Genomic DNA, 11,173 nt, shown 5'->3' on the forward strand with positions numbered 1-11,173 from the left:
GCAGGGGGTGGGCAGGGGGTGGCCGCTAAATCGCAAGCCGGTGAAGTGAGTTGACGAGTACGTCAGGGGCGCGGCTTTACCGCGTCAGGGATGTGCCAGGTGATCCGGCGGCGGTGGAGGCATTGCGGCCCGACGTGCCGAACGACACGCGGGACCCGGTCTTCTCGTACGGCCACGGGCTGCCCCTGTGGCCGGCGCCGCCCAGGAACGGCGGGACGCCTTAGGGCCCCGCCCGCCGCCCGGGACTTGCCTGTGGGGGGCGGGCCCCGGGCGCACCACTCACCGCCGCCTCGCGCGGCCGTGTCTCACTGGGGCGGGGCGGCGCACAGGAGCACGGCCCGGACGCCGTTGTCCCCGGTGCCGTATCCGGGGAAGGTCACCGTGTCGCCGGGGCCGGCTGTGCGGCAGGGGACAGTGCGGCCGTCGTGGTACTCGACCGTCACGTGCTGCGGGGTGTCGCAGGCGTTGGTGACGAACGTGTAACGCCAACTCGTCGAATAGTGAACACAAGAGGGTGCAGATGCCTCGTGGCTGGCCGCTTCGGCCGCGGTGACCTGCGTCAAGCATGCGGCCACGGCGGTCAAACCTGCTGAAACAATACGTGCGGTTGAACGCAAGGTGCGCTGCATTGGTGATCAACCCTTCACTTCTCGAACGGGACGGAAGCGAGAGTAGAGACGGCGTCCGACCGCTTGAAAGAGTTTTCGCCAACTTGCGCAAGCTCTCGCCGTACCGCCGGACGTCATGTCGGCGAGGCCCTTCGGGACATGAAGCCCAGCTCGCCGACGCCTGCGCGGTGGACGACGTCGCCGGCGGGCGGCGCACCGGTCGCGGCGGTGCGGCGGTGCGCGGCGCGGCCGCGAGGGCGTCGTCGCAGGAAGGGGCCCGGCGCCACCGCATCGCGTGGGGGCGCGCGAGATCGGCGAGAACGCGCGGAAATCGACGCCGCGCGGGCTCCGGAGCCCCCGCGTCCTGTCGCCGCCTACGTGCCGACTGCTATGGGCGGCAGGGGACGCAGCGTGTGGGCGCTGGCGGACGGGTTCGTGTACTCCAGCGTGATCTCCTGCCAGGGCTGTGTGAAGCCGAGGTCGGTCAGGGCGAGCAGGCGGGCGTGCTGGTCGTGGACGCGCCGCCGCATGGTCAGGCCGGGGGCGGCGGGGCCTCGCCGGTCGTGCCGCGTGAGGGTGATGGCCTCCCGTACGACCGTACGCAGGCCCGCCCGCTCCAACCACAGGTAGAGCAGGCTCAGATCGGGATCGCTGACCGGGACGCGCGTCAGATACCGGGCCAGTTCGGGAACCTCGGCCACCGCCGTGGGCGAGAAGTAGGTGACGGCGTCCTGGACGGCCTTTCCCGCCGCGTTGAGGACGCGGTGGTGGTGGATCAGCGTCGACCGCCCTCCGGCCAGGCCGAGTTGCTGCGCCAGCGAAGGGGACACCGACGCGCTGAACAGCCGGCCGGAGGTGGGCCCTCCGGCCGACGGGGCCGGAAAGGCCGGCAGGTCGCGCACCGCCGAATTCGGCGCGGGAACGGGCGGGGCCTCGTGGGAGGCCCGGTCGACGGCGTAGGTGCCCCGTCGGTCCGTCAGCACCAGCCGCTGGTGGCGCAGGTGCTGCAGAGCCGCCCGTACGGTCTGCCGGTTGACGTCGAACCGCGCGGCCAGCGCGCGTTCGGCGGGCAGTCTGGAGTTGACGGGGATCGTGCCCTGCTCGATGTCCCGCGCGAGCGCTGCCGCGATGCGCAGGTACACGGGGGTAGCGGGGAGCTCGGGGCGCGATGAACGGGGCATGAGGACCTCTCACGTCACAGGCTGCTACGAAGCGTGCGGGAAGCGCGACCAAGGTAGCAGTGGTCTACACCTATGGCGACCCGAACTGGGCCCGCCTGGCCTGATTTGCCTGCCCGGTGTCCGCTCCCGTCCGCCCGCCGACCGGCCGCGACGGGTCGCTGCGTGGAACGGGCCCCGGGGAGGCACGCACACGGGCACCGGCCGAAGAAGAGCGCGTCGTGCGGGCCGCGGTCCGTCCGTCCGGAGCCGGGCCCGCGGCCGTCCGCCCCCGAGACGCGCGGGAGGGCGGAATGCACCATCATCGAGAGGGCAGGCAGCCGCTTCGCAGGGCAGGCAGCCGCTTCGCACGGCGAGGGGAAGGCGGTGGCAGCGTGGTGCCGGCGCTCGTGGACGAACTGAACCGGCGGGCCGACCCGCTGCGCCTGCGGCGCGACGTGGAGTTTCTCGCCGACCGCCCCCGCAGCCGCAACCGGGCCCCCGAGGCCATGCTGCGCGCCGAGGCGTACGTGACACGTGAGCTGGCCGCCGCGGGCTGGCGGACCGAGCGGCAGCCGTTCGACGTACGGTGGCGGCTGGGCGGCACCGACGGCCCGGGTGAGCGGGCCGTCGCGCTCCAACTGCGCCTGCACAGACGCCTGACCGGCGCGAACCTCGTGGCCCGCCTGCCGGAGGACGACGACCGGCCCACGGTGGTCGTCGGCGCGCACCTGGACACCGTCGACAAGAGTCCCGGCGCCGACGACAACGCCTCGGGCGTGGCCGCGCTGCTGGAGACCGCGCGCCTGCTGGCCGGCCTGCCCCGCCCGCCCGCCGTCACCCTCCTGTTCTTCGACATGGAGGAGCTCGGCATGATCGGCTCCCGCTTCGCGGCCCGCGAGCTCGGCCGCAGCCACCGGGTCGCGGGCATGATCTGCCTGGAGTCCCTCGGCTGCTTCGCGACCGCGCCCGGAACCCAGCGCATGCCCGCGGGTTTCCGGGCAGCTTTCCCCCGCGCGGCCGCCCAGGTCCGAGCGGGCGGGCGACGCGGTGACTTCACCCTCGTCGTCCACCGGCGGGCCACCGCGCGGGCGGCCCGCGCGTGGCGCCGGGCGGCGCAGGCGGCGGAGCCGAGCCTGCCCGCGCTCACCCTGCGCGACCCGCGACCGAACGGACTGCTCGGCGCGCTCGCCGGCCTCGTGGTGCCCCCGCTGCTCCACCTCGACCGCAGCGACCACGCGTCGTTCTGGAACGCCGGGGTCCCGGCCCTGATGCTCACCAGCACGGCGAACTTCCGCAATCCCCACTATCACCGGCCGACCGACACGCCGGACACCCTCGACTACGGCCGCCTCGCGTCGGTCGCCGTCGCGACCGCCGCCACCGCGGCGTCCTGGTGAGCACGTCGCCTCCACCACGGAGGCGGCACCCGGACGACCGGCCGGGCCGGACGGTAGTAAAATCACGTGCCATGTCGAACCCTGATGGTCTGCTCGTCGATGTCGCCGCCATGGTTGAGTCCGAGCACTGCAATCAGATGTCCCTCACCGTGGTCACCGGGGGTGCGGTGATCACCGGACGCCTGGCTCCCGAAGCGGTGTGGCGGCAGCGCGTTGCCGAGGTACTCAAGGACTCCGATCGCCTGGGCCCGTTCTCCGGCATCTTCATGGCGTCCAGCGCCCCCACGCACCCCGACCGCGCCGAGCCCCCCACTCATCTGCACTTCCACGTCGCCAGGATCCTCCAAGGCAGTGTGGGGATCCCCGAGACCGGTGGGATGTACCGCATCGCGATCAAGGACGTGAGCGCGTGGACGGTGGGTGACTTCAGCTACTCGGACCATTAACCGCCCCTGCGACAGTCGCGCCCGGGCCCCGGCACGCCACCTCACCGGTGCTGTGCCGGGGCCCGGGCGCGTGCGGTCGGGCGGGAAATGCCGCCGGCCCGGCCCCCGTCGACGGGGGCCGGGCCGGTCGGTGCGTCCGGAGCGGTGTGTCCGGGTCAGGCCGCCGGGGCCGGGAACGTCGGGTACTCGACGCCGGAGACGTGCTGGACGACGCGGATGACCTGGCAGGAGTAGCCGAACTCGTTGTCGTACCAGAGGTAGAGGATCGCGTTGTCGCCCTCGACCTTCGTGGCGCCCGCGTCGACGATCGACGCGTGGCGCGAGCCGATGAAGTCGCTGGAGACCGCGTCGGGGGCGCTGATGAAGTCGATCTGCCGCTTGAGCGGCGACGTCAGCGACACCTCACGCAGGTGGTCGAGGACCTCCTCGCGGGTCGTCTCGCGCGCCAGCTGGAGGTTCAGGATCGCGATCGAGACGTCCGGCACCGGCACGCGGATCGAGCTGCCGGTGATCTTCGCCTTGAGGTCGGGCAGCGCCTTCGCGACGGCGGAGGCGGCGCCGGTCTCGGTGATGACCATGTTGAGCGCCGCAGAACGGCCGCGGCGGTCGGAGCTGTGGTAGTTGTCCAGCAGGTTCTGGTCGTTGGTGAACGAGTGGACGGTCTCCACGTGGCCGCGCAGGACGCCGTACTCGTCCTCCATCGCCTTCAGCGGCGGGACGATCGCGTTCGTGGTGCAGGACGCGCAGGACAGGATCTGCTCGTCCGGCTTGATCGTGTCGTGGTTGACGCCGTGCACGATGTTCGGGACGTCGCCCTTGCCCGGCGCGGTCAGGACGACCTTGTCGATGCCGGGGCGCAGGTGCTTCGACAGGCCCTCGCGGTCGCGCCACTTGCCGGTGTTGTCGATGAGGATGGCGTCGTTGATGCCGTACGCCGTGTAGTCGACCTCGGACGGGTCGTTGGCGTAGATCACCTTGATCTCGTTGCCGTTGGCGACGATCGTGCTGTTCGCCTCGTCGACGGTGATCGTGCCCTGGAACTGGCCGTGGATCGAGTCACGCCGCAGCAGCGAGGCGCGCTTGACGAGGTCCTCGGCCCGGCCGCCCCCGCGTACGACGATGGCGCGCAGGCGCAGGCCGTTGCCGGAGCCGGCCTTCTCGATGAGCAGGCGGGCGACGAGGCGGCCGATGCGGCCGAAGCCGTAGAGGACGACGTCGCGTCCCTCGCTGCGCTCGATCTTGTTCGCGCCGGTGGCGCCGGCGACGGCCTCGGCGGTGAACTCCTCCACGGAGAGACCCCGGCCGTCGGTCCTGTACGTCGCGGCGAGCATCCCGATGTCGATCTGGGACGGGCCCAGGTCGAGCGTGGCGAGCGCCTTCAGGAAGGGGAGCGTCTCGGTGACCGAGAGTTCCGCGCCGGCTATCTGGCGGGCGAAGCGGTGGGTCTTGAGGATGCTGACCACCGACTTGTTCACCAGGGAGCGGCTGTGAAGCAGGACGTTGACGTCCTGCTCCCGGTGCAGCTTCCCGATGATCGGGATCATCGACTCCGCGATCTCCTCGCGAGTTTTCCAGCTGGTGAACGAGTCGTCATTGACAGTCACAGGTTTATCTTTCGAGCTAGGCGGCGCTCATATGCTAACCCGCCGCTGTTTTGATCTTTCAGCCGGTGCCACCGGAGACGGACGCCGGGCCGCAACGGCCGGGCAGCGGGGGCCCATCACGCCGTACGCGCCCCGTGTTCCGGCGGCACCGTCACGGCCGTGACGGCGAGGCCGTCGCGCACCTGCCAGCGGCCGTCGAACCCGGTCAGGGTGGTGCCGGCCCGGGTGGCTCCCGGCACCAGCAGGTCGGCCGTGAACGTGCCGTCCGGGCGCAGGGTGACCCGGGCGTCGTGGAAGCCGAGCCACCGGCCGGTGAGCGGGGACCACGCCTTGTAGACGGACTCCTTCGCGCTGAACAGCAACCGGTCCCAGGGCACGCCGGGGCGGTGTGCGGCGAGCGCGCGCAGCGCGGTGCGCTCGTCGGCGAGGGTGACGAGCCTCAGTACGCCCTCGTCGCGCAGCGGCTCGGCCGGTTCGGCGTCGATCCCGAGGGCGGCGACCGTCGTGTCCCGGGCGACGGCCGCCGCCCGGTAGCCGGCGCAGTGGGTGAGGCTGCCCACCATCCCGTCCGGCCACTGGGGCGCGCCCCTGGGGCCGGGCAGGACCGGCGCCGGAGGCAAGCCAAAACTGGCCAGGGCCGTGCGCGCGCAGTGGCGGACGGTGGCGAACTCGTGCCGCCGCTTGGCGACGGCCGCCGACACCAGCGCCTCCTCCTGCGGAAACAGCAGGCGTGCGCCGCCGCCGTGGGGCTCGGGGCTGTCGTGAAAGGTGTCGACAGCGGTGACCTGCGGGGGGAGCAGCGAGGCCAGCACACCGGCCGGAACCGGGCCACCGGTCGGAAGCAGGGTCATGGGCGGTAACGCTACCCGGGGCTCCCACGGGCCCCGGGGGCGGTGACCTGACAACCACCGGTGATTGAAGGAGTAATTGCTCACGCGCGCCGGTGAATGTCCCTGGCGGCCACGGCATGCGCCCGCCGTCCCGATCACGGACGCTTGTTCTGTGCCTCGGGCCGGAAGCGCGGCCTCGCCGGCACTGATTGCAGCCGCGCCGAGGGCCCCGCCGATGTGACTTGTGTTCACCTTTTCTCCGCTACAGCGACTTCCCGCGCAGCGTCGACTCCCCTCACTTCGGCGACGCGGCTCGGTCTTCACCCGGCCCGTCCGGCAGCAGCCGGGTCTCGGCGGCCGGCAGCCCCTTGACCCACCAGTGGTCGTAGCGGCTGTACGCCCGGGGATCGCGGGCGGCGAGCAGCGCGGCCAGTGAACCGGCCTCCGCGGCCAGGCCCTCCCAGGTGTGGCGCGCGAGCGGGTGGAAGGCGGTGGCCTCGATGCCGCCCACGACGGGACGCCAGACACCCGCGACGTGACCGTCGACCAGCAGCGTGGGCAGCACGTCGCCGTTCACGCGCGTCACATGCTTGCGGTATGCGGGCGGTACGACACGGCCGCGGTCGGCGTAGGCCAGCAGGACGCTGTCCCACATCGCGAGCAGCCTGGGCGGCGCGGGGGTGTCCTCGTCCGGCCGCGGCGCTCCGGGGACGTCGTACAGCACCGTGCCGTCGGGCCCTTCCCCCTGCTCCAGCTCGTCGGCGAGCGCGAGCACCGCCGCCCTGATCCGCGTCCGCTGGACCATGGCGAACTGGGCCATGTCCGCCACCGACGCCGGGCCGAAGCCCTCCAGGTAGCGGCGGATCAGGGTACGAAGCCCCGCGGCGGCGGCCTCGGGATCCTCCGCCGCGGGCGGCGCGGCCGCCGCGACGTACGAGGGCCGGGTCCCGAACGACCAGGGCCCCCCGGTGCGCGCGTGCCACAGCGGCGCGTACTGCCGTAGCATCCGCTGCGCCGCCGGGTCGACCGGGGCGCCCACGCGCTCCTCCAGCCAGCCCGCGATCTCCGGGCCGGTCCGCGGCCGGTCGGCGTACCGCAGGAGGCCGGCGACGAGCGCGCCGGTCTCGTCGGCGCCGATCCCCGCCGCCCGGTAGCGCGCGTCACCGAGCCGGGAAGCGCGCAGCGTCGGCTCCATGGCCTCGCGGAAAGCCCGGTAGTCGCCGGCGTCGACCGCGTGCAGCGTGAGCCGCATCAGTGTCGCCTTGACCGTCCGCAGGTCGGTCAGCGCCGCGTCGAGTGCGGCCGGGTCGAAGTCGCTCACCCTGTTCCACAGCGCGATGTACGGCGAGGCGGGCTGCTGCGCCTGGAGGGCGACCACCCGCCGCACCGCGGACACGACGTCGATCGACTCGCGGCGGAGCAGCAACTGCCGGGCGAGCGTGGCGCGGTTGAGGGCGAGCGCGGTGATCTTCATACCGCGATTCTCCCGGTTCGCCGGGGCGCGCGGAACCGCGTGCGGAGGGCTTCGCTCAGGCCGGCCGCTGGTTGATGTTGACCAGCCACGTGATGCCGAAGCGGTCCGTGCACATGCCGAAGACGTCGCCCCACATCTGCTTCTCCAACGGCACCGAGACCGCGCCGTCGGCGGACAGCTTGTCCCAGTACCCGCGCAGTTCGCCGGCGTCCTCGCCGCTCACGCTCACCGCGATGTTGTTCCCCGCCTTGTGCTCCATCCCCGGCGGGACGTCGGCGCCCATCAGGGTGAATCCGCTGTCCGTCTCCAGCATGGCGTGCATGATCTTGTCCGCTGCGTCTCCGGCCTTCTCCTCGCCGAATTCCCCGAAGGTGTTAAGGGAGAGGGTGCCGCCGAAGACCTCCCGGTAGAACTCCATGGCCGACCGGGCTTCGCCGTCGAAGCTGATGTACGGATTGAGGCGGGAAGGCATGGAACGCTCCGTTCGTCCGGAAATGTCAGCTACGACAGCGTAGGCGAAGCGCCGCCGATCGACGGGGCGGCTCCCCGGGCGGCCGGTGCGCACCCAGCCCCGCAGTGCGTCACCGGTGGGTCGCGTCCCGCACCGGGTGCTTGCTCAGGATCGAGACCCTGTTGAACGCGTTGATGGTGATCGCCACCCAGATCGCCGCGGAGATCTCGTCGTCGGTGAGGGTCTGGCGGGCGGCCTCGTAGGCGCTCTCCTGGGCGGCGGCGTCCGCGGGCTCGGTGGTGGCCTCCGCCAGCAGGAGCGCGGCGCGTTCCCGTTCGGTGAACAGCCCGGTGTCGCGCCAGGCGGAGAGCACGCCCAGGCGCCGGGTGCTCTCGCCCGCCCGCAGCGCGGCCCGGGTGTGCACGTCCAGGCAGTACGCGCAGCGGTTGATCTGTGACACGCGGAGGTTGATCAGTTCGACCAGCGTGCGGTCCAGGCCCGCCTCGGCGGCGACCGTGCGGACGGCCTCGGCCGTCTCGGTCATCGCGTGATAGGCCTTGGGGCTCTGCTTGTCGATGAAGACCCGTTCGCTCGCCGTGCCTGCTGTCGTGTCGCTCAACCTGGACTCCCTCGCGGGGCCGCTCGCGGCCGTTCGTTGCGCTGTGCCGAGGTCTATCATCGAAGGTACTTGTTGAACGTGCAATTATGTGGCCGAGGGAGAGGGGCGTGCGATGAGCAACGTGGAGAGGGACCCCACCGCACTGCGCTGCGGGGACCCGCACCATGACACGCCGACGCCGAAGGCCGAGGTCCTGACGGCGCGGGACGTGCCGCTCGGCGGCCCCCGGGCGATGACCGTACGGCGCACACTGCCCCAGCGGGCCCGGACCCTCATCGGCGCCTGGTGCTTCATCGACCACTACGGCCCCGACGACGTCGCCGAGTCCGGCGGCATGGACGTGGCACCTCACCCGCACACCGGCCTGCAGACGGTGAGCTGGCTGTTCAGCGGGGAGATCGAGCACCGGGACAGCCTGGGCAGTCACGCCTTCGTACGGCCGGGTGAGCTCAACCTCATGACGGGCGGGTACGGCATCAGCCACTCGGAGGTCTCCACCCCCCGCACCACCGTCCTGCACGGGGTCCAGCTGTGGGTGGCGCTCCCCGGCGAACACCGGCGCACCGGGCGCGACTTCCAGCACTACGCGCCCCGTCCGGTCCGGGTGGACGGGGCCGAGATCAGGGTCTTCCTCGGCACGTTGGCGGGTGACACCTCTCCGGTCCCCACCTTCACGCCCCTGCTCGGCGCCGAACTCCTCCTCGAACCGCGCGCCACCGTCACGCTCCCGGCGGACGCCGCCTTCGAGCACGGCCTCCTCGTCGACAAGGGCCAGGTCCGCATGGCCGAAACGACCGTGCTGCGCGCGGAGTTGGGCTACCTCGGCACGGGCAACGACACGCTGACACTGTCGAACGACACGGACGCCGCCGCCCGGGTGGTCCTGCTCGGCGGAACGCCGTTCGAGGAGGAGATCGTCATGTGGTGGAACTTCGTGGGCCGAAGCCACCAGGACATCGTCGAGGCCAGGGAAGCGTGGGAGAACGCGTCCGAACGCTTCGGCGCGGTCGACGGCCACGACGGCAAGCGCCTGCCCGCCCCCGCCCTTCCGCACGCCACCATCGCACCGCGCGCCAACCCGACCCGCCACTGAAAGGCCCACGATGACGCAGCCCACCACCGCGCCGAGCGTCCGGCGCGTGGACTCCGGACACCGGTACGAGATCCTGGTCGACGGCGAGAGCGCCGGCCACACGGCGTACCGCGACCGCGACGACCAGCGCGTGTTCCACCACACCGAGATCGGCGACGCCTTCGCCGGACAGGGCCTGGCCGCCGTCCTCGTACAGCGGGCGCTGAGCGACGTGCGGGCCTCCGGCAAGCGGATCGTGCCGGTCTGCCCGTACGTGGCGAAGTTCCTCACGAAGCACGACGAGTTCGCCGACATCACCGATCCGGTGACGACCGATGTCCTGAGGTGGCTGAAGACGGTGCTGGCGCACTGACCACCCGCATCGGCGACACCAGCCCGCCGCCTACGGCTGGGTGGTCACCTCGAAGCCCGCGCCGTAGACGTCGGCGGGATCGGCGGCGTCCCTGGCGCGGAGGTCGCCGAGGATGTTCGCCGAGCTGGTGTAGACGTACGGCGGGAACCCGAGGATGCGCGCCTTGGTGATCCCGGCCCACGGCCCCTGCGCCTGAAACCCGTTGGCCTCGGAGGGGTACGCGCTCCCCGGCACGTGACGGATGGCCGGGCCGCCCGAGTCGCCCGCCCTGTGCGGCGCGTGGGACTGGTAGACGCCGCTCGAGTTGTTCGTGACGCGTCCGTACCAGACGCCCGACTGGCCGGACACCACCAGCTCGTTGTTGTCGAAGAGCCCGGCCCCGAGCAGGCGCTCGTTGGCGAGCGCGGGCGTCGGGGCGTTCGGGGAGGCGGCGCCGCCGGGGACCTCCGCCATGCCGGTCTGCTTCAGGTACGGGCCCTGGGAGGAGAGCGTCACCTCGGGGACCAGCTCGATGACCATGTAGTCCTTGGTCGGGTGCCCCGTCATCGAGCCCTCGGCGCTCTTGTAGTACCGCATGTACCCGATCGGGCCGTACGCGAAGTCCTGGCGGTCGTACACGGGCAGGACGTCCTCGTGGATCTCGCGGTCCGCGTACGCGGCGCCCGGGCCGCAGTGTCCGGCGGATATGGCCGTCTTGCGCCCGTAGTCGTCCAGGCCCACGGCGCCGATCGTGCAGAAGGCGTCGGGGGCGGAGGGGTGGGCGAACTGCATGGAGTTGTACACGCGCTTCGCCGGCCTCTCGGCCGGCTCCTGGGCGTGCGCGGTGCCGGCGCCCATGACAGCGGTGACCGCCAGGGCGATCGTGAGGGTGCGCAGTTGTCCTAGCATGCGTGTTTCCTGTCTGTCGGGGAGCGACCGGAGCAGCCTCAGTGACGACGGCGGCCCCTCATGACCGTGAGGGCCCCGCGCCGCCTTCGGCGGGCCGGGCCCTCACCGGCCGAGACTCTCCCGGGGCCGGCCCCGGCGGGCCGGGGTTGTGACAAGTTGGCCGGTTCGGCACGGTGCCGGAGCGCCCGTTGCCGCCGGGTGCGCCCGGTGCTTGTCACGGACCGGAAGCGCGGACCGACGCCCTAGGCTGC

At 72.0% G+C, this 11,173-nt stretch carries 12 protein-coding genes; 4 read left to right on the plus strand and 8 right to left on the minus strand.

The window, feature by feature from the left end; genetic code table 11:
- Positions 1 to 305 precede the first annotated feature (305 nt).
- A complete protein-coding gene (locus E2E34_RS24965; protein WP_138904167.1) occupies positions 306 to 629 on the minus strand; it encodes an alpha-amylase inhibitor in 324 nt (107 codons plus the stop codon).
- Between the two features lie 353 nt (positions 630 to 982).
- The gene (locus tag E2E34_RS24970; protein WP_138904168.1) at positions 983 to 1,789 is read right to left on the minus strand and encodes a GntR family transcriptional regulator; all 807 of its coding nucleotides are present in this window, start codon (positions 1,787 to 1,789) and stop codon (positions 983 to 985) included.
- A 386-nt stretch (positions 1,790 to 2,175) separates the two neighbouring features.
- Here E2E34_RS24970 and E2E34_RS36680 point away from each other — a divergent pair, with 386 nt between their 5' ends.
- Both E2E34_RS36680 and E2E34_RS24980 read left to right on the plus strand, forming a co-directional pair.
- Positions 2,176 to 3,165 carry a M28 family peptidase gene (locus E2E34_RS36680; protein WP_279637903.1) on the plus strand — a complete coding sequence of 330 codons (990 nt, stop codon included), beginning with the start codon at positions 2,176 to 2,178 and terminating at the stop codon, positions 3,163 to 3,165.
- 71 nt (positions 3,166 to 3,236) lie between these two features.
- Positions 3,237 to 3,611: a GvpU-like protein gene (locus E2E34_RS24980; RefSeq protein WP_138904170.1), complete on the plus strand. Its 375-nt coding sequence runs from the start codon at positions 3,237 to 3,239 to the stop codon at positions 3,609 to 3,611.
- Positions 3,612 to 3,766: 155 nt separating this feature from the next.
- On the opposite strand, the gene E2E34_RS24985 is transcribed toward E2E34_RS24980, so the two are convergent.
- The 5 genes from E2E34_RS24985 to E2E34_RS25005 all read right to left on the minus strand — a co-directional run bounded on the left by E2E34_RS24985 (position 3,767) and on the right by E2E34_RS25005 (position 8,589).
- Positions 3,767 to 5,215, minus strand: a complete 1,449-nt coding sequence (locus E2E34_RS24985; RefSeq protein WP_138904171.1) for a glyceraldehyde-3-phosphate dehydrogenase — start codon at positions 5,213 to 5,215, stop codon at positions 3,767 to 3,769.
- Between the two features lie 116 nt (positions 5,216 to 5,331).
- Positions 5,332 to 6,066: a 4'-phosphopantetheinyl transferase family protein gene (locus E2E34_RS24990; RefSeq protein WP_167518380.1), complete on the minus strand. Its 735-nt coding sequence runs from the start codon at positions 6,064 to 6,066 to the stop codon at positions 5,332 to 5,334.
- Between the two features lie 274 nt (positions 6,067 to 6,340).
- Positions 6,341 to 7,519, minus strand: coding sequence for a winged helix DNA-binding domain-containing protein (locus E2E34_RS24995; RefSeq protein WP_138904172.1), 1,179 nt, complete (start codon positions 7,517 to 7,519; stop codon positions 6,341 to 6,343).
- A 55-nt stretch (positions 7,520 to 7,574) separates the two neighbouring features.
- Positions 7,575 to 7,991 (minus strand): VOC family protein, encoded by a 417-nt coding sequence (locus tag E2E34_RS25000; protein WP_138904173.1) that lies wholly within the window; start codon positions 7,989 to 7,991, stop codon positions 7,575 to 7,577.
- Positions 7,992 to 8,100: 109 nt separating this feature from the next.
- Positions 8,101 to 8,589, minus strand: coding sequence for a carboxymuconolactone decarboxylase family protein (locus E2E34_RS25005; protein ID WP_138904174.1), 489 nt, complete (start codon positions 8,587 to 8,589; stop codon positions 8,101 to 8,103).
- Positions 8,590 to 8,701: 112 nt separating this feature from the next.
- Between E2E34_RS25005 and E2E34_RS25010 the strand changes: the two genes are divergently transcribed.
- Complete coding sequence (locus E2E34_RS25010; protein ID WP_138904175.1) at positions 8,702 to 9,682, plus strand: pirin family protein; 981 nt, start codon at positions 8,702 to 8,704, stop codon at positions 9,680 to 9,682.
- A 10-nt stretch (positions 9,683 to 9,692) separates the two neighbouring features.
- Entirely contained in the window at positions 9,693 to 10,034 is a 342-nt protein-coding gene (locus E2E34_RS25015; RefSeq protein ID WP_138904176.1) for a GNAT family N-acetyltransferase, read from the plus strand.
- Positions 10,035 to 10,064: 30 nt separating this feature from the next.
- Here E2E34_RS25015 and E2E34_RS25020 read toward each other — a convergent pair whose 3' ends face one another.
- A complete protein-coding gene (locus E2E34_RS25020; protein WP_138904177.1) occupies positions 10,065 to 10,922 on the minus strand; it encodes a hypothetical protein in 858 nt (285 codons plus the stop codon).
- Positions 10,923 to 11,173: the final 251 nt, after the last annotated feature.

It is taken from the genome of Streptomyces albidochromogenes (assembly GCF_005981925.1).
In the GTDB taxonomy this organism is placed as follows: domain Bacteria; phylum Actinomycetota; class Actinomycetes; order Streptomycetales; family Streptomycetaceae; genus Streptomyces; species Streptomyces albidochromogenes.

Coding starts and splice junctions, on each gene's coding strand:
- E2E34_RS25010 (WP_138904175.1), top strand. CDS start 8,702: ATGAGCAACGTGGAGAGGGACCCCACCGCACTGCGCTGCGGGGACCCG.
- E2E34_RS24990 (WP_167518380.1), bottom strand. CDS start 6,066: ATGACCCTGCTTCCGACCGGTGGCCCGGTTCCGGCCGGTGTGCTGGCC.
- E2E34_RS24995 (WP_138904172.1), bottom strand. CDS start 7,519: ATGAAGATCACCGCGCTCGCCCTCAACCGCGCCACGCTCGCCCGGCAG.
- E2E34_RS25020 (WP_138904177.1), bottom strand. CDS start 10,922: ATGCTAGGACAACTGCGCACCCTCACGATCGCCCTGGCGGTCACCGCT.
- E2E34_RS25015 (WP_138904176.1), top strand. CDS start 9,693: ATGACGCAGCCCACCACCGCGCCGAGCGTCCGGCGCGTGGACTCCGGA.
- E2E34_RS24965 (WP_138904167.1), bottom strand. CDS start 629: ATGCAGCGCACCTTGCGTTCAACCGCACGTATTGTTTCAGCAGGTTTG.
- E2E34_RS24980 (WP_138904170.1), top strand. CDS start 3,237: ATGTCGAACCCTGATGGTCTGCTCGTCGATGTCGCCGCCATGGTTGAG.
- E2E34_RS25000 (WP_138904173.1), bottom strand. CDS start 7,991: ATGCCTTCCCGCCTCAATCCGTACATCAGCTTCGACGGCGAAGCCCGG.
- E2E34_RS24970 (WP_138904168.1), bottom strand. CDS start 1,789: ATGCCCCGTTCATCGCGCCCCGAGCTCCCCGCTACCCCCGTGTACCTG.